The organism is Paenibacillus sabuli (genome assembly GCF_014705605.1).
GTDB lineage: Bacteria > Bacillota > Bacilli > Paenibacillales > Paenibacillaceae > Paenibacillus_D > Paenibacillus_D sabuli.
The window spans coordinates 1-18,535 of the sequence record NZ_JACXIZ010000066.1 but is presented as its reverse complement, the minus strand read 5'-3'; the positions used below and the strand labels follow the sequence as shown (position 1 = coordinate 18,535).

At 59.2% G+C, this 18,535-nt stretch carries 11 protein-coding genes, 1 pseudogene and 1 CRISPR repeat array; of the genes and pseudogenes, 11 read left to right on the top strand and 1 reads right to left on the bottom strand.

Annotated elements, in window-relative coordinates; all coding sequences use genetic code 11:
• Nucleotides 1-101: 101 nt before the first annotated feature.
• From IDH44_RS24910 to IDH44_RS24885, 6 genes and pseudogenes are all read left to right on the top strand, one after another.
• Nucleotides 102-1,016: an ABC transporter permease gene (locus IDH44_RS24910; protein ID WP_190921535.1), complete on the top strand. Its 915-nt coding sequence runs from the start codon at nucleotides 102-104 to the stop codon at nucleotides 1,014-1,016.
• Nucleotides 1,017-1,029: 13 nt separating this feature from the next.
• Entirely contained in the window at nucleotides 1,030-1,926 is an 897-nt protein-coding gene (locus IDH44_RS24905) for a carbohydrate ABC transporter permease (RefSeq protein WP_190921534.1), read from the top strand.
• A 33-nt stretch (nucleotides 1,927-1,959) separates the two neighbouring features.
• The gene (locus IDH44_RS24900; protein WP_190921533.1) at nucleotides 1,960-3,498 is read left to right on the top strand and encodes an ABC transporter substrate-binding protein; all 1,539 of its coding nucleotides are present in this window, start codon (nucleotides 1,960-1,962) and stop codon (nucleotides 3,496-3,498) included.
• A 566-nt stretch (nucleotides 3,499-4,064) separates the two neighbouring features.
• Nucleotides 4,065-4,951: direct repeats of the CRISPR family, unit length 32 nt; unit sequence GTCGCATCCCTCGCGGATGCGTGGATTGAAAC.
• A gap of 793 nt (nucleotides 4,952-5,744) precedes the next feature.
• Nucleotides 5,745-6,581 (top strand): annotated as a pseudogene (locus tag IDH44_RS24895) (M15 family metallopeptidase); the annotation flags it as partial.
• A gap of 200 nt (nucleotides 6,582-6,781) precedes the next feature.
• The gene (locus IDH44_RS24890) at nucleotides 6,782-7,477 is read left to right on the top strand and encodes a response regulator transcription factor (protein ID WP_190921531.1); all 696 of its coding nucleotides are present in this window, start codon (nucleotides 6,782-6,784) and stop codon (nucleotides 7,475-7,477) included.
• Nucleotides 7,470-8,627, top strand: coding sequence for a sensor histidine kinase (locus tag IDH44_RS24885; protein ID WP_190921530.1), 1,158 nt, complete (start codon nucleotides 7,470-7,472; stop codon nucleotides 8,625-8,627). The genes IDH44_RS24890 and IDH44_RS24885 overlap by 8 nt, the downstream gene beginning before the upstream one ends.
• A gap of 300 nt (nucleotides 8,628-8,927) precedes the next feature.
• On the opposite strand, the gene IDH44_RS24880 is transcribed toward IDH44_RS24885, so the two are convergent.
• The gene (locus IDH44_RS24880; protein ID WP_190921529.1) at nucleotides 8,928-9,608 is read right to left on the bottom strand and encodes a response regulator transcription factor; all 681 of its coding nucleotides are present in this window, start codon (nucleotides 9,606-9,608) and stop codon (nucleotides 8,928-8,930) included.
• Between the two features lie 121 nt (nucleotides 9,609-9,729).
• On the opposite strand from IDH44_RS24880, the gene IDH44_RS24875 reads away from it, so the two are divergent.
• The 5 genes from IDH44_RS24875 to IDH44_RS24855 form a co-directional block, all read left to right on the top strand.
• Nucleotides 9,730-11,820: a sensor histidine kinase gene (locus tag IDH44_RS24875; protein WP_190921528.1), complete on the top strand. Its 2,091-nt coding sequence runs from the start codon at nucleotides 9,730-9,732 to the stop codon at nucleotides 11,818-11,820.
• A 159-nt stretch (nucleotides 11,821-11,979) separates the two neighbouring features.
• A complete protein-coding gene (locus tag IDH44_RS24870) occupies nucleotides 11,980-13,479 on the top strand; it encodes a dockerin type I repeat-containing protein (protein WP_190921527.1) in 1,500 nt (499 codons plus the stop codon).
• Between the two features lie 36 nt (nucleotides 13,480-13,515).
• Complete coding sequence (locus IDH44_RS24865) at nucleotides 13,516-16,374, top strand: S-layer homology domain-containing protein (RefSeq protein WP_190921526.1); 2,859 nt, start codon at nucleotides 13,516-13,518, stop codon at nucleotides 16,372-16,374.
• 148 nt (nucleotides 16,375-16,522) lie between these two features.
• The gene (locus tag IDH44_RS24860) at nucleotides 16,523-17,296 is read left to right on the top strand and encodes an SDR family NAD(P)-dependent oxidoreductase (RefSeq protein WP_190921525.1); all 774 of its coding nucleotides are present in this window, start codon (nucleotides 16,523-16,525) and stop codon (nucleotides 17,294-17,296) included.
• A 24-nt stretch (nucleotides 17,297-17,320) separates the two neighbouring features.
• On the top strand, nucleotides 17,321-18,535 hold a 1,215-nt coding region (locus IDH44_RS24855; protein ID WP_190921524.1), incomplete at its 3' end, for a DEAD/DEAH box helicase.

The following is an 18,535-nucleotide window of genomic DNA, read 5'->3' as shown; positions in this document are numbered from 1 at the left end:
TTTTGATACGATGTCGCGATTTTGAGATTTTATATTCCCTTTAGCCGTGCCATGATGACATTGTAAGCGGATTCGGGCAACGGTTAGGGGGTGAACAACGCATGAAAGAGAAGCGGCTGCGTTTCAAAAAAGGCGACCGCGAGCTGACGCTGCTGGCGCTGCCGGCGATTCTGTACATCTTTGTCTTCAGCTATCTGACAATGTTCGGGGTGATTATCGCCTTCAAGCATTACCGCTACGACGACGGCATCCTCGGCAGCGCCTGGGCGGGCTTCAGCAATTTCCGGTTTTTCTTTATTTCGGAGAAGGCGTTTATCGTGACGCGCAACACGATTCTGTACAGCCTATGGTTCTGGGTCGTCACGACGCTAGCGGCGCTCGTGGTGGCGATCCTGCTCAACGAGATCTCGCGCAAGTGGGGCAAGTATTATCAGACGATCATGTTTTTGCCGACGTTCGTGTCCTGGGTCGTGGTCATGTTCCTGGTGCAGATGTTCCTCAATCACGACTTCGGCTTCCTCAACCATATGCTGGAGTCGAGCGGGCTGGACAAGGTCAGGTGGTATCTGGAGGAGCAGTATTGGCCTGCCGTGCTGACCTTCGCGCATCTATGGAAGTCGATCGGCTTCTCGGCGCTGGTGTTCTATGCCGGCATCGTCGCGATCGACCCGTCCTATTACGAGGCGGCGCGGATGGACGGGGCGACCCGTTTTCAGATGGCGTACAAAATTACGATTCCGACGCTGGCGCCGCTCATCATCATTCTGATGATCATGGCGATCGGCAACATGTTCCGCGGCGATTTCGGCCTTCATTTCTTCGTCCCGAACAATTCGCCGCTCTTGTACAATTCGACCGACATCATCGATACGTTCGTGTATCGGGCACTGAGCGTGAGCGGCGATATCCCGATGGCGACAGCCGTCGGCCTGTATCAATCCGCGGTCGGCCTCGTGCTGGTGGTCGCGGCGAACTACACCGTTCGCAAGCTCAGCTCGGAAAATTCGTTATGGTAGGGAGGGGGATGCAATGGAATCGAATGCTTCGCGGCTGAATCGGGTCGCCAGCTTGACGCTGAATCTGTTCTTCGTGATACTGTCCGTGCTGATCGTGGCGCCGTTCGTGCTGATCGTCTCCGTCTCGCTGACGGACGAGCAGGCGCTGACGCAGTTCGGCTACGCCTTCATCCCGAGCAAGTTCAGCGCGCTCGCTTACGAGTACTTGCTGCAATCGCCGGCCGTCATCTTGCGAGCGTACGCCAATACGGCCTTCATCGCGGTCGTCGGCACGCTGCTCAGCCTGCTGCTGACGAGCATCGTCGGCTATGCGATCTCGCGCCGGGATTATCGGCTGCGGGCGCCGCTGACGATCTACGTCTTCATTCCGATGATGTTCTCGGGCGGACTGGTGCCGTTCTACATTCTGATGACACAATATCTGCATCTCAAAAATTCGCTGTGGGCGATCATTCTGCCCGGCCTGCTGTCGCCGTTCTACGTCTTGATCATGAAGGGCTTCATGGGTAAAATTCCGTATGAGATCATCGAGTCGGCCAAAATGGACGGGGCGAGCGAGGTGCGCATCTTCTTCCGCATCATCCTGCCGCTCTCGACGGCGGCGCTGGCGACGCTCGGGTTGTTCACCGCGTTCAATTATTGGAACGAATGGTTCAACGCGCTGCTGTTCATCGACGACGATCGCCGCGTGCCGCTGCAGCTGCTGCTCGTACGGATCATGAATACGCTTGACTTCCTGCGCAACAACAGCGCATATATCCAGAATCTCGGCATCGACATGAGCCAGTTCCCCAACGAATCCGTGCGGATGGCGCTGGTCGTGCTCGTCGCCGGGCCGATGATGTTTGTTTTCCCGTTCTTCCAGCGGTACTTCGTGCAAGGCATGACGGTCGGCTCCCTGAAGGGCTGATCCGATCCGAATCGATACGAGAGGGGTATACACATGAAAAAATGGCGTGCAATGCTGCCGATGGTGCTCGGCGCGACACTGGTACTGTCGGCTTGCAGCGGCAATGGCGGCAATGGTGGCGTTAACGGAGGAGGCAACGATGGAGGCGCCGGCAACGGGGCGGCTTCAAGCGGAAGCGAGACGGCGGGCGCCGGCAATAATGGCGAGGGCGCGCCGCCCGAGGTCGAGCTGATCTGGTATTACGGCGTCTCCCAGGTGTCGCCGGACCAGGACCAGATCGAGGAAGCGGTCAACGAGCTGGTCAAGGCGAAGCTGAACGCGACCGTCGAGCTGCGGCCGATCGACTTCGGCAGCTATACGACCAAGCTCAACACCGCCAGCGCGGCCGGCGAAAAATTCGACCTCGTCTGGACCGCCAACTGGGCGTTCAATTATGACGAGAACGTCAAGAAGGGCGCATTCCTGCCGCTGGATGAGCTGCTCGCCGAATATGCCCCGTCGACGCAGGAGGCGATCCCGTCGTTCACCTGGGACGCGACCCGATACAAGGGCGAGATCTACGCCGTGCCGAACTACCAGACGGTCACCTCGCGCTACGGCGCCAGCATCCGCAAGGATCTGGCGGACAAATACGGCTTCGACGCCGGCACGGTCGAGAAGATCGAGGATCTCGAGCCGTTCCTGAAGCTGGTCAAGGACAACGATCCGGACCTGACGCCGCTCATGCTGACCGGACCGGGCACGAAGTTCGAGCCGTTCATGTACGGCTACGACGACAGCGGCGTCAAGATCGGCGACACGAGCTTCAAGGTGAACTTCATGGAGGAGACGCCGGAGTACGAGCGCTTCGTGTATATGATGCACGACTGGTTCGAGAAGGGCTACATCAACGACGACGCCTCGACGGTCAAGCAGATCGATTCGATGTACAACGGCAAGTATGCCGCCGGTCTGGAGAGCGCGATGAAGCCGGGCTACGAGGCGGAGAAGAAGACGTCCAACGGCGGCTACGACGTAATCGGCATTCCGTTCACCGAAGCGACGACGCGCCGGACGTCGAACATTACGACGATGACCGCGATCAGCCGCACCTCGGCCAATCCCGAGCGCGCGATGCAACTGATCGAGCTGGTCAACACCGATCCGGAGCTGTTCAATCTGCTCAGCTTCGGCATCGAGGGCGAGCATTACGAGAAGATCGACGACAATACGGTCCGCATCGACACGGGCGGCGGCTACACCGCGCAGAACTGGGTGTTCGGCAACGTCTTCAACGGCTATCTCGTCGAGGGGCAAGCGCCGGATACGTGGGAGAAGACGCGCGAGCTCAACGAATCGGCGTATGTCCAGCCGACCTTCGGCTTCTCGTTCGACGACTCGAATGTGAAGGCCGAGGCGGCCAACGTGGCGGCGGTCAAGGCGGAGTATGAGCCGCTGCTGATGACCGGCACCGTCGATCCCGAGGAATACTTGCCGGAGTACCTGGAGAAGCTGCGCGGCGCCGGCGCCGAGAAGGTGCTGGCCGAGCAGCAGAAGCAGCTCGACGCCTGGGTGGCGGAGAACGTGGAATAGAGGCAAGGAGTACGAAGGAGTAAGAAGAAATAAGAAGGAGTAAGAAGGAGTAAGAAGGAGGGGGCGCTGCGGATTTCGCGGCGCCTTGTCCAATATATGGAATTTATAAGTTTCACGCTTATAGACGGTCTCTATATTCTCGGAACGAAGCTTGCGCCGCCGCCAGAGGACGGCGGAAGCCGTTTCGCCTTGGATTTATAGAAAGCATATGATCTTACGTAAACTTGTCTTCATTTCACAGTACGAGACATTCATGATTCCAAATCCCAAGCTCGTCATGAAAATAAGCTTGCTTAGGCCCGACCATCCCGTCATTTTTGAAGTGCGAACGGTGCAGCGCCGTCGTAGGTCGGGGCGCCGACTTTGCTGTTAATGGCCGGTGATACAGCGGCGGTACCGGTGCGAACCCCAGGTGCACATGAAATCCCCGGGAGGTTCGCACCCCGCTCCAGACCTGGTTTTTTTCAAAAACGGGCTCGTTTTTTGAGTCGAAAAACCATATAATAAAGAGGTTCGCACTTTCGGCCCCGAAATCCCTTGCCCCGCAAGGCTTCCCAGGCGCCGCTGTCGCATCCCTCGCGGATGCGTGGATTGAAACCGTCTCCAAGCAGATTCGTAACAATCCACTTATGTCGCATCCCTCGCGGATGCGTGGATTGAAACAAATCAAAGTAGGGGGCCAGCGCCCCCCTATGCCGGTCGCATCCCTCGCGGATGCGTGGATTGAAACTTCATCGTCTCTCCCTCCTGTCGAAGTCCTGCGCGTCGCATCCCTCGCGGATGCGTGGATTGAAACCGTTTTGTTGCGCATAACTAATTATTCCATTAAGTCGCATCCCTCGCGGATGCGTGGATTGAAACTGCAGGCCGGGCGCGCGCGGCGCTTGCCCCGGCGTCGCATCCCTCGCGGATGCGTGGATTGAAACCTGCGGAAGAGCGCGAAGAATTCGTCGAAGAAAGTCGCATCCCTCGCGGATGCGTGGATTGAAACTCTGATGAACTCCTCCACGCTCGCGTACAAAAATGTCGCATCCCTCGCGGATGCGTGGATTGAAACTGTTCCATTGTCTAGGCCGATCAATATAAGCCTTGTCGCATCCCTCGCGGATGCGTGGATTGAAACCGCCCGAAAATGGTACAAAACTCTTTATAAGGACGTCGCATCCCTCGCGGATGCGTGGATTGAAACTTGGTAAGCAGTGTTGTATTCTTCTAGCTTCGATGTCGCATCCCTCGCGGATGCGTGGATTGAAACTAGATGGATTTTTACTATGTCCGGCACGTAGGTTGTCGCATCCCTCGCGGATGCGTGGATTGAAACTCGACGCCTACGCCTACACCGCATCGATCACCGAGTCGCATCCCTCGCGGATGCGTGAATTGAAACGTCACAATGTCGGACGCCGTCATGGAGGCGATGGGTCGCATCCCTCGCGGATGCGTGGATTGAAACTATCGTAACGCAGCTTTAAGGCTTTTCTCCGGATTCTCAACTAATCCCTTGATGCGTTTTGGGCAGAACGGGGTGAGTTAGTAGAAGTGGTAGTTCTAACGGACACCAGCGACGCTTAGCGCCTAAATTGAACGCGTTTGCTGCTCTAACGGACACCAGCGACGCTTAGCGGACATTTGAGCCTGCTAAAAGGACCAAGATCGCCGCTAAGCGTCTCCCTTGTCCGTTAGAAGTGGAAGGGTGCCGAAAAACTGCGCTAAGCGTCTCCCTTGTCCGTTAGAACTAGCTTACGCTCTCATCATAGGTTTGCTAATGGGACAAAGCGCTTGGATCTGCCTCGGATGTGTGAAGCTGCAGCATGAACCCGATATCGAGTGCGTCTAATCCCAAAATCGGGTGCGTCGTATTGCGTTGACGCGATCCTAAATCCCAAAACGCGCCGACCGCGACCCACTACGCTGTGGAGTCCATTATGCTTGCCCTACAGCGGCACGAAATGCCACTCCATCTAAGCTCCGAGCTAACCAATCTGCCGCCGCGACCAAGCTCCGCGTAGACCAACCTGCCACTATTAAGCTCCGTGCCGTCAACCTTGCCATCCCGTCCAACCTACCAAGCTGCTGAGTCGAACGGTGCTTTGCCAACATTCCAAGCCGCAGCCTCGTTTATGCCCCAGCTGATCGCAAAATTAAGAAATCTTTTAGAAACGCCCACGCTTCTTTTTAAAAAGTTTCCCCTATTCTAAGTAGCAGATTCGATAGTAGCAGATCTGAACGAATAGGAGAGGCTGACGATGAAGAAGTGGATAGTGGGCTTTTTGGCGTTGGCGTTGCTCGGATTCGGCGTCGCGCGTTGCGAGATGAACTCGGGGCGCGAGCTGGACGATGGCGGGCGCACGGAGGTCCTCTCAAATGCCCCGCATACACCGGAAGCAGGTGCGCAGCCGGGCGATCGCAAGGTGTCGGACCCAGTTGGGGACACGGACACCGCCGCAGCAAGCGGCACGAGCGCGGACGCGCGAGGCGACGCCCGCGCAGTCGGCGAGGGCGAAGGCATGGACACGCTCCGACTGGAGGAGCGCGACATTTACAAGGGCGAGCTGCTCCTGGTCAACGAGGAGATTGCGATCTCGCCGGATTTCGAGGCGCCGGAGACGCTGCTGCTGTACGAGCACCGCGAGCTGGTGCAGGGCTTCGGGCTGATGGATCGCTCGATTCGCCTGACGCCGGAGCTGCTGGAGCGATTCACGGCGATGGTGGAGGAGGCCGAGACGGACGGCGTCGACCGCTTTTTGATCACGAGCGGCTATCGGACCGAGGAGGAGCAAGGCGAGCTGTATCGCCAGCTGGGGGCGGAATCGGCGATGCCGGCGGGTTACAGCGAGCACAATCTGGGCATGGCGCTCGATATTGGATCCTCGATCGGCGAGATGCGGGTTGCGCCGGAGGGCGAGTGGCTGCGGGAGTATGCGTGGGAGCATGGCTTTATTTTGCGCTATCCCGAGGACAAGACCGAGGTGACGGGCGTGAAGTACGAGCCGTGGCATTATCGTTATGTCGGGCTGCCGCACAGCGCCGTCATGCAACAAAAAGGATGGGTGCTGGAGGAATACCTCGCCTTCCTGAAGGAGCACCGCGCCATGGAAGCGGAATGGGACGGCCAGCGCTACCACATTGCCTATTATCCGCTCTCCGAGACGCGTTCGATTCGCGTCCCGGCGGACGGGCGTTACACCGTCTCGGGCAACAATACGGACGGCGTCGTGGTGACCGTGTGGGAGTAGGACGAATCTGGTATACTTGCGAATATCAGGATAGGGAGGCGGGACGCATGAAGGCTGCGACGATTTTGATAGCGGATGACGAACGGGAGATCGCCGATCTGATCGCCTTGCACGCGGAAAAGGAAGGATATCGCTGCGTCAAGGCGGCGGACGGTCAGGAGGCGTACGCGGCTTTATCGACCCATGATTTTGACTTGGCCGTGCTGGACATCATGATGCCGGGCATGGACGGCTACGAGCTGACCCGCCGCATTCGCGAGCGTTATCATTTTCCGATTATTTTTTTGAGCGCCAAGGCCACGGACCTGGACAAGATTACCGGGCTGGTCGGCGGGGCCGACGACTATGTGACGAAGCCGTTCAACCCGATGGAGCTGATGGCGCGCGTCAATGCGCAGCTGCGACGGGCGACGCAATTCAATACCGCGCCGTCGGTCCGTTCGTCCGTCGTGGAGGCGGGCGGGCTCACGGTCGATCCCGAGCGGCGCAGCGTGAAGCTCTACGGCCGCACGGTAGCCCTGACGCCCAAGGAATTCGACATCCTGCATCTGCTGGCCAGTCACCCGAAGAAGGTGTTCAGTACGGAAGCCATATTCGAGCGGGTCTGGGGCGAGGCGTACTTCGAGAGCGCCAATACGGTCATGGTGCATATCCGCATGCTGCGCAAAAAGCTGGGCGAGGACGAGCCCAAAACGCAATGGATCAAAACGGTCTGGGGCGTGGGGTATTCGTTCAATGGCTGAGCAATTCCGCAGCTTTCGCTTCAAAATGCTGGCGATGTTCGGGCTCAGCATGCTGTGCTCCGGCGTCATTACCTATTCCATCTACAGGGTGCTGCAGCTGTATTATCATACGCTGCGGGTGGAGGATCCGCTGGCGCAGGTCCGCTTCTGGATGCGGGAGGTCGGAGACGTCAATTTCTTTTTGATCCTCTTCGTGCCGTTGTCGATCTTGTTTTTTTTGCTGTTCACGCGGCGTTACTCCTCTTATATGCAGGAGCTGTCGGGCGGCATCCACCGGCTGGCGAGCGGAGACTTCAACCACCGGGTAGCCGTGCGGACGGAGGACGAGCTGGGCGGAATTGCCCGGGATCTCAACCTGGCGGCCGAGCAGCTCAAGCAAGCGCAGGAGCGGGGCGATTTTGCAGAATCGAGCAAGGAGCGGCTCGTGCTCAACCTCGCGCATGATCTGCGGACGCCGCTGACCTCCGTGCTCGGCTACCTCGATCTGATGCTGTGCGAGCAGGACCTGCCGCCCCAGCAAGCTCGCCATTATGCGGAGATCGCATACGCCAAGTCGCAGCGGCTGGAGAAGCTGATCGACGAACTGTTTGAAATTACGCGTCTAAATTATGGCAATCTGCCGCTCGAGCTGCAGCGAATCGACCTCGGCGGACTGCTGCTGCAATTGACCGAGGAGCTCTACCCCGTCTTCGAAAGGGCCCGCCTGACGGCGCGGCTACAGGCCGGGACGCCGGTGACGGTATGGGCGGACGGCGAGCTCTTGGCCCGCGTGTTTGAGAATTTGCTCCAAAATGCGATTCGCTATGGCAGAGACGGCGGCTATGTGGATCTGGAATGCCGCAGCGAAGACGGCGAGGCTGTCGTAAGCGTCGTGAATTATGGCGATCAGATTCCGCCGCAGGAGCTGCCGCATCTGTTCGAGATGTTCTTCACTGGGGACAAGGCCCGCACGTATCGCGACGGAGGCACCGGCATCGGCCTCTTCATTGCCAAGCAGATCGTCGAGCGTCATCGCGGTACGATTCGGGCCATGAGCGATGCGCTGCGCACGCAATTCGAGGTGCGATTGCCGCTAGATGGCGCACCGGCATCGGCCGGCTCCGTCGCCGGGGAAGCGAGGGCCGAGCGACAAAAGCAGCTTGATGGCTAGGCGGACGAGCCGCTCCGAGAGGAGGTTGCATTGCGAGCAAGCGTGCCGGCAAACCAGCAAGTGTGCAAGCCAGCATGCATGCAAGCGTGCCACAAGCCAGCAAGTGTGCAAGCCAGCATGCATGCAAGCGTGCCGGCAAACCAGCAAGTGTGCAAGCCAGCACGCATGCAAGCGTGCCACAAGCCAGCAAGTGTGCAAGCCAGCAAGCGGAGCGCTGCTTGTACTGGCGTCTCGCGTCCGGTGCGGACCGACGGCCGACGGTGCCACAGCAGGCTTTTGTTGCGTGTGGGCATCCTGGCGTCAATTGTCCCCCTGGTTGTCAATCCACGCTTCAAGGCGCGCAATCGCGTCCAGCCGGCTTTGAACGCCCAGCTTGCTGTAAATAATGCTCAAGTTATTTTTGATCGTGCCTTGCGACAGGTACAGCTTTTCGGCAATCTCCTTGGTGGTGTACCGGTCGAGCAGCATGGCGATGATTTGACGTTCTTTGGCGGTAAAGACGGTGGTTGATTCAAAAAATCGCGCGCGTTTTTTCGTTTTACGAAAATCGCTGTTGTTTACCGCATACTGCGCCACCTGGGCCGCCACCTCGACCGGAAGCACATACTGGTGGTTCATCGCGTCTCGAATCGTTTGCACCAGCTTGCGAAAATCGAGACTTTTCAACAGGTAACCGTTAGCACCGGCAGCCAGTGCCTCAAAGATATAATCTTCTTCGTTGAAGGTCGTCAAGATCAAAATGGGAAGCGTAAAGCCGCGCCGGCGAATCTCCTTCACGCAGGCGATCCCGCCCATTTCAGGCATTTTGAGATCGAGCAGCATAATATCCGGGTTCAAGCTTTCTACCGCTTGGAGGGCGACGAGACCGTTTGCCGCAGTGCCGATCGTCCGCATATCCTCCTCCGAATCAATAATGAGTTCAAGGCCGCTCCTCAGTAATTCGTCATCCTCGACAATCAGAACGTGCAACGGATTCGGCATACCTTCCCCTTTCTGTCTCCCGCATCCTGGACTTATATGATAGGCTTATATGCTTTCTATTATACTTCGCAGCTAGGCACGGCCTCAATCTTTTAGTAGGATAGTGACAAAGGGAGGTCGTATGCGCAAACGGGCTATCGTATTTTTGGCAGGATATTGGATGTTTCTCCTCTGGGCGGTTCCGTGTGCATTTGCAAAAGCAACCCCGGACGAAGTCAAAGCGGTACAGGGAGTACTCGATTTGCGCGGAGCGTCGAGCGCCCAATTGCAGCGCATTGCGTTGGACGGCGAATGGGCGTTTGATTGGCGGCAATTCATTTCACCAGCCGATATGGACGCTGCGGCAAACGATGCCAAGGCTTTCATTCAGGTTCCGTCCTCCTGGGACGGGCTAGCCGAGTCAGGAGCGAGCGATTACGGCTATGCGACGTACCGGCTGCGTATATTGCTGCCGCAATCCGAGGTGGGCAAGAGCCGCGCACTGTACATTCCGGCGATCGGCAGCGCCTTTCGCATCTGGATCGACGGAGAGCACAAGGGCGGTGAAGGCGTCATCGGTCAAAGTCGGACAGCGGAAAGTCCGAATATCAGGACGAGTCTGATCCCTTTTGAAGTAAAACGTCCAGTCGTGGATATCGTGATGCACGTCTCGAATTTCGCCTTTCGGGAAGCCGGCATTTACGAGGCTGTGGGATATGGCGATGCCGAAGGCATGCTTGCTGTCGCGAGTCGAGCTATGCTTTACGATGCGCTGATCATCGGCGCATTTATGGCCATGGGACTTTATTACCTTGTCATTTTTCTTACTCGGAATCGGGAACGACTTGCGCTATATCTGGGAATCGTCTTTCTCGCTTTTGCGGCGCGCACGTTTTTTATGGACACCTACCTGGCGGAAATGTTTTTCAAATCAAGAGATTGGGAATATTTAGTAAAATGTGAATACTTGGCGGAGCTTGTCGCTTTTCTTTTTCTAATTATATTTGTCAAGCGGATGTATCCCCAGGAGTCCGTTCAGAGTATGCTGAAACTGACGTACGCCGTTACGGCGGCTCTAGCGGGGTATATCCTCTTGTTTCCTGCCTATGTTTACACCGACACGATGTTGCTGCAGTCCGTGGCCAAGGCCGTGCTGCTTGTGTTTTTTGTCTATTATGTAGGGATCAAAGCCGCGCTGCGCAGGCGCGAGGGCTCGTGGATCAACCTGGCGGCCATGGTGTTATTTTTCATTGCCCTCATTAACGATTCTCTTTACTGGGCGAATTTGCTGCCTACAGTTGAACTGCTAGGTCCGGCCGGCATCTTCTTTTTGCTGACCCAAGCCGCAATTGTTTCGTATCGTTATTCACAGCTGGCGCGGCGCAATGCGGCCCTTCGTCTTGCGCTCAAGGAGATGAACGCGGGTTTGGAGCATAAGGTGGCGGAACGCACGTATTTGCTGCGTGAAAAAAATCGGGAGCTTCAACAGTTCCGGGAAAACCGCAGTACGATGCTCGTCAATATCGCGCATGATCTCGGGACGCCGCTCATCGGGATGCAGACGCATCTCAGTCTTATGGAAATGGGCAAGATTACATCGGATCGCAAGGACCTCATCCGGCAGATGCTCGACAAGTTCGAATACATCCAGCGGCTCATCCATGATCTGTACGAGCTCGCCAAGCTTGAGTCCCCCGTCCGCAGCTTCCGGTTCGAATGGATGGCTGCCAGGCAATGGCTGGAGCCTGCTCTACAGCAATTGCGAACGGAACTGCAGCGCGAAGCGTTCGAATTGCATGTCGACCGGCTCGATACACGGCAGGAGGCGGAGGATGGGCTATGGATCCATGCGGATCGGTACCGGCTGATGCAGGTATTGCAAAATTATTGCGAAAATGCGGTCAAGTTCAGCCGTGACCGTTCCAATGTCATTGCTGTGCGAGCATCTATTCAACAGAACAAGGAATCCGGCGGCCGTGAGCTGATTGTAGAGGTTCAGGACAATGGGATCGGCATGGATGCCGCTGAATTGGAGCAGGCCTTCCGTCGGTTCTATAAGAAAAGGGAAGGCTACGAACAAGGCAGCGGACTCGGGTTGGCAATTGTCAAAGAAATTGTTGAAATGCACGGCGGTCGCGTCGGCGCGCGCAGCGATTCAGGGAGAGGCAGTACTTTTTACTTTGCCATACCTGCGTATGCGACCCCCGATGCGTTGCCCGATTGGAAACAGTAAAAGAACGAGCGCGGAAAACCATCCGTGCTTGTTCTTTTTTAGTTCTTTATACCTAAACCCTAAAAGATCGTGACGATTTGTAACTGGTTATAAATGCTTATATCTCATATAGTGGTGAAGGTATTTGTCGAAATAATTGGGTCTGAAGGGGGAAGTGGGATGAAGCAGTTAAAAAAAGGCTGGCTGGTCATCGTATTGCTGCTCAGTCTGGCGGTGTCCGGGACTGCCGCAGCGGAGCGGGAGGACTGGACATTCATTGACGGCAATGCCTCAACGATCGGCTTGAACGAGAATTCGGGGCTCAGCGCGAATCGGCCGAAACCGGCTGTGCTGGATGACAAGCTCTACATCGCCTGGAGCGAGACGAGCAATTATTACAACGGAGAAGGCCGCATCTACGTATCCAGCTATGATGGCAGCGAGTGGACGCTGGTCAGCGGGGCGGATGGGCTATCGGCGGATCCGTCCAAGCCGGCCAACGAAGTGGCAATCGCCGCATGGGACGGGAAAATTGCAGTCGCTTGGCAGGAGCAGGACGACACCGGCAAATTCCAGCTGCATGTCAAATTTTACGATCCGCAAACGCAAGCCTGGCAATGGGCCGGTCAAGCAGAAGGCTTGAACTACGATACGGGCCAAGATTTTCACTGGGTATCGATGGCGACCGACGGTGAGACGTTGTATGTGGGCTGGCAGGAAAATCGCGGGGGCGGCACCGCACTTCACGTGAAAAAATACGATGCCGCTCAGAATCAGTGGGAGTGGGCCGACGGCGGGCTGGCCAGCGGGTTGAACCATTACGAAAACGGAGGCGGATTGGGAGCCGAAATCGTGCTCGCCGGCGGCGGCGGCAAGCTCTACGCCACCTGGCTGGAACGTTCGGGCGGCACCTCCGCAGGCACGAAGCAGATTCGGGCAAAAATGTACGATCCCACTACGGAGAGCTGGACCTCGATCGACGGAGGGCAGGATAACGGTCTGAATTACGATGAGACCAAGCAGGCCGAGAAGCCTGTGGCTTCCTATCACAACAGCAAGCTCTACGTCGCTTGGCAGGAAGCCGGGGAGACTCGCAATCAGGTGCGTGTCAAAGCTTACGATGGCGAAAGCTGGAGCTTCGTGGACGGGGGCGGGGCTGCCGGGCTGAACATCGACTCGAATCAAGCGGCAAATAAACCGGCGCTGGCGGTCATTGACGGACAATTGCATATCGGATTTACCGAGGCTTATTATTACATGCCGCCTGTACTTTCGGCTCAGCAAGTACACGTCGCACGCTTCGACGAGTCGGATGCGAGCTGGACATTTCTGGACGGCGGTACGGCGCTCGGCTTAAACAAGGTCACTCAAAATATGGCGGATCAAGTCTCAGTGATCGGAATGGGCGGGGATGTGTATGCGTTCTGGCTGGAGTATGCAAGTTCGATCTACCAGCTGCGCGCAGCCGTCTATAGCCCGCAGCCCGCCTATCTAAAAGGAGACATCAACGGGGACGGCCAGGTCACGCCTGCGGATGCGCTGTTCATCACCAAGTATATGCAAGGGAAAATCACATTGACGCCTTTGCAAATTGAAATCCTAGATATGGATGGCAATGAGGTACTCGACAACACGGATGTTCAGATGATCATGATGATTTATCTCGGCGCGGTCGCGTAACGGGGACGAACGAAGAATACTTGGAGGTGGAACAGCTTGAAAAATCGAACGAAAAAGCGTCGCAAGCTTCAAACCGGCTTTTTGACACTTATGATGACCTGTGTCCTGATGCTTTCCTTGCAATCCGCCGCATGGGCAACTGCGGCAACGCCGGTGACGATGGAGATCGGCGACGGATCGGGTGCGCCCGGCGATACGGTAGCGGTCGCGGTATATATGGATCCGGGCGACTATCCGTTCTACGCCTACAGCACACGGATCGAATATGATGCGAATGTGCTGGAGCCGGCGCCCACGGACCCGGTCGTGCAGGAGCCGATTCAGTCAATGATAAACTCTGATACGGATACGTCGGAGGCGGGAGCTATCTCCGCTTCGGCGACGTATCTCGGCTTTGTGAGCGAGCGGACACAGCTCCTGACGTTGCATTTTGTCATCAAGGCGAATGCTGCGCCGGGCGCTTCGACGATTACCATCGATACGGCAAGCTATACGTCCGATACGGAGCCGGTAACGATCGAGGCGGGCGATCGGCAGAACGGTGTCGTGAACGTGCTGCCAGCCCCGGCCGCAACGGTGGAGCTGGCAATCGCTCAAGTCGACGGGCACCCGGGAGAGGAGGTCGACGTCGAGGTGTCGGTTCAGCAGGCCTCTTCGGGCATTGCGTCTTACGGCATGCAGATCGATTTTGACGCTCAAGCACTGGAAGTCGTAGACATCGAGGGCAGCGCGGACTACTTCTACTCTCACCAGGACAATACCGCCGGGTGGCTCAAGACGGCTTGGGCGGATGCCGCAGGCGGCGACGCGGCGATTGCCATGGGTACACTGTTCACGGTGACCTTTCGGATCAAGGACGGGGCCGAATATGGGATGAAGCCGCTCACGGTGGTGCAGGACCAGGTCTCTCATTTCACGGCGACTGACGCAGCGGCGGTGGAAATGCAAAAGACGTTGACAGAGGGAAGCATAACCGTAATCCCTGTGCAGACCTATCCGGTCACGTATGACGGCAACGGCCAGTCATCCGGCGCGGCGCCAATCGATAGCGCCAGCTATGCGGCGGGCGAGACGGTGACGGTCATGGCTCAGCCGGCGGAACTGGAGAAGACAGGCTACACGTTCGGCGGGTGGAATACGGCGGCAAATGGCGGCGGGTCCGCCTATGCGGCTGGCGATACGTTCGAAATGGGCGCAGCGGCGGTAACGTTGTACGCGCAGTGGACGGCGGTAGATCCTGAGGAACCTGTAGACCCGGAAGAACCGGTAGACCCGGAGGAGCCGGTAGATCCTGAGGAACCTGTAGACCCCGTAGACCCTGATGAAGCTGTCGTGCCGGCGGCGCCGACTGCGGTCGTCGCCGAGGGCGGCAATGGCCGCGCCACGATCAGCTTTGCCGTGCCGACTGATGACGGCGGCAGCCCGATCACGGGCTATGAAGTGACCGCTGCGCCTGGGGGCCGCGTCGTGACCGGCGAAGCCAGTCCAATCGTCGTAGACGGGCTGACGAACGGCACGGCGTACACCTTCACAGTGAAGGCGCGCAATGCGGTCGGCAGCAGCGCTGCCTCGCAAGCGTCGAATGCCGTCACGCCAAGCAGACCGCGCAGCACGAATTCGCCGTCGGCGCCGGCGGAGACGAATCGCGGCGCAGAGGTGCGAGTCAACGGCGAGGTCGTAACTGCGGGTACGTTGACGCTGACGACGGTCAATGGTCAGAGTCTGGCAACGGTCGATCTCGATCCGGTCACGCTGGCGGAGCGTCTGGCTGCCGAGGACGCGGGTGCGGTCATCACCGTCCCGATTGCCGCAGGCGAGGGCGCCGCAGCAGCCCGGCTGGACGGTCAGATGGTCAAGGACATGGAGCAGCGGCTCGCGATTATCCAGATCGAAACGGAACAGGCGACGTATACGCTGCCTGCAGAAGAAATCGATATTGATGCGATCGCTCGCGCATTTGTCGACGAGGCGGCGCTGCAAGCGATGACCATCGAGATTCGCATCGCATCGCCGGACGAGACGTCGGCCGGTCTGGTGGAGGCAGCGGCGGATCAACAGGATCTGACGGTTGTCGCCCCTCCTCTGGCCTTTACAGTGACGGCTTCGTATGGCGGCAAGACTGTCGAAGTCTCGCAGTTCAACGCCTATGTCAATCGGACGATCGTCCTCGCGGACGAGACCGATCCGCAGCGGATTACGACCGCGATTGTCGTGGAGCCGGACGGCACGGTGCGGCATGTCCCGACCCGTGTCGTGGAGGTCGAGGGCCGTACCTACGCCTCGATCAACAGCATGACCAATAGCACGTATGCGCTTGTCTGGCATCCGCTGGCTTTTGCCGATGTGACAGGACACTGGTCCGAGGCAGCTGTTAATAATATGGGCTCGCGTATGGTGATTGACGGCGTGGGCGGTGGCCTGTTCCACCCGGACGCAGCGATCACGCGCGCCGAATTTGCGGCCATTCTGGTACGGGGGCTCGGCTTGAAGCTAGAGGTCGAATCGATGACATTCGGCGATGTGCCACAGGAGAAGTGGTATGCGTCTGCGGTGTGGACCGCAGCGGCGTACGGATTGATCGACGGCTATGCGGACGGCACCTTCCGTCCGGATGCTGCGATCAGCCGCGAGCAAGCGATGACGATGATCGCCAGAGCGATGCGGCTGACCGGCTTGACCGCCACGACGGAAGACCGTTCGCTCGATGCGCTGCAACCGTTCGCTGACGGGGTCGACGTGTCGGATTGGGCGCGGGACGGGGTCTCCGCCGCTCTGCAGGCCGGAATCGTGTCCGGTCGCAGCAGCGCGCGCCTGGCGCCGCAAGAAGAAGTGACAAGGGCCGAGACGGCGAAGCTGATCGAAGCCTTGCTGCGAAGCTCCGACTTGATCGATTAACGGCGATACTGCGCGGCGGTGCCGGGGATGACCCTGGCACCGCCGTTTTTGCGTGCTATGCCGCGCCACATTGTCTATTGTCCGGGGCAATGATAGAATAGAGCGGATATGTGGCACGTCACCTTAGGACGGGTAGGTGGGCAATGCGATGGCAACGGGAAAAAAAGTGCTGATCACCGGCGCGACCAGCGGGATCGGGCTGCGCACGGCGGTCATGCTGGCGCAGCGCGGCGCCCTGCCAATCCTGACCGGCCGCTCGGCGGACAAGCTGCGCGCGGCGACGGAAGCGGTCGCCGGCGCGCACGCCGCCTACGTGCTCGACGTGACCGATAGCGAGCAGGTAGCCGAGACGATGGAGCGGGTGCGGGCCGAGCATGGCGTGCCGGACGTGCTCGTCAACAACGCCGGGTTCGGCTGGTTCGAAGCGGCTGTCGACGCGCCGCTGGCGCATTACGAAGCGATGATGGATACGAACTATATGGGCATGGTGCGCTGCACCAAGGCGCTGCTCCCGCACATGCTGGCGCGCGGCGGCGGCCAGATCCTGACGGTCGCCTCGATCGCGGGCAAGCTCGGCACGCCGAAGTCGACCGGCTACAGCGCGACGAAGCACGCGGTGCTGGGCTTCGCCAATGCGCTGCGGCTGGAGCTGGCGGGAACCGGAGTGGCGGTATCTGTCGTCAATCCGGGGCCGATCGATACGCCGTTCTTCGAACAGGCCGATCCGGACGGGAGCTATGTGGCGAACGTGCGCTGGTTCATGATGTCGCCCGAGCGGGTGGCCGGGACGATCGTACGCGTGATCGAGCGGCCGCGAGCGGAGGTCAATCTGCCGCGCATGGCAGCGGCCGGGGCGAAGCTGTACCAGCTGTTCCCGCGGCTGGCGGATCGCGTGGCGGGGCGCTGGCTGAATCAGAAGTAAGGGACGAAAAGGACGGAGATGGATATGACGAATCATTGGCAAGAGCTGGGTGTGGCGGAGGCGCTGAGTCGTCGGCTCGCGGAGCAGGGATTGACGGCGCCGGCAGCGGTGCAGCGCGAGGCGATCGTCCCGTTGCTGCGGGGAGAGGACGCGCTCGTCCAGGCGCCGACCGGCAGCGGCAAGACGCTGGCCTATCTGCTGCCGCTGCTGCAGCGGATCGACCCGGCGCTGCGCGAGGTGCAGAGCGTCGTCGTGGCGCCGACCCAAGAGCTGGCGATGCAGATCCTGCAGGTGGCCAAGGATTACGGCGAGCCGCTCGGCATTCGCGTGCTGCCGCTGATCGGCGGCGCCGCGCTGAAGCGGCAGCTGGAGAAGCTGCGCGAGCATCCGCAGCTGGTCGTCGGGACGCCAGGCCGGCTGCGCGAGCTGCTCGGCACGCGCAAGCTCAAGCTGCACGAGACGCGCAGCGTCGTCATCGACGAGGTGGACCGCGTGATCGGCGAGCAGACGGCCGAGGACGCGGAGGCGATCCTGCGCGCGGTGCGCCGGGATACGCAGGTGGCGTGCTTCTCGGCGACGATGCCGGCCGCGATCGCGGACAAGGCGGGCAGTTGGCTCAAGCAGCCGGTCCGGATCGCGATCGACGCGGGCGCGCTGCCGGAGCAGGTCGAGCATGTCTATGTAGTGGCGGATCAGCGGCACAAGATCGACACGGTGCGGCGGCTGCTGCGCAACCTGGAGCTTGCTCCGGCGCTGCTGTTCGTCAACGAGACGGCGCAGATCGGCAATTGGGAGTCCAAGCTGGCCTTCGAGGGCTTCGCGGTGGAGGCGTTATATGGCGATGCGGACAAGCAGAGCCGGGCGCGCACGCTGGCGCGCTTTCGCAGCGGAGGCTGCGAGGTGCTGATGGCGACCGACGTCGCCGCGCGCGGGCTGGACGTGGAAGGGCTGCCGCTCGTCGTCAATGTCGATCCGCCCCTGGAGGCGGATCAGTATGTCCACCGCGCCGGGCGGACGGGCCGCATGGGCCGGACCGGGCTCGTCGTCACGCTCGTCACGCCGAGCCAGCAGCCGCAGCTGGAGCGGATCGGGCGGCGCCTGGCGCTGACGCTGGAGGAGCGGCGTCTGGCCTACGGCAAGCTGGCGGCGCCTGACGCGTCGCGCGGCCGCAGAGGCGGGCGTACGGCGGAGCGCGCCCCGGGCGAGCCGGCTCACCGGACGCAGTCCGGCAGCGCGGCG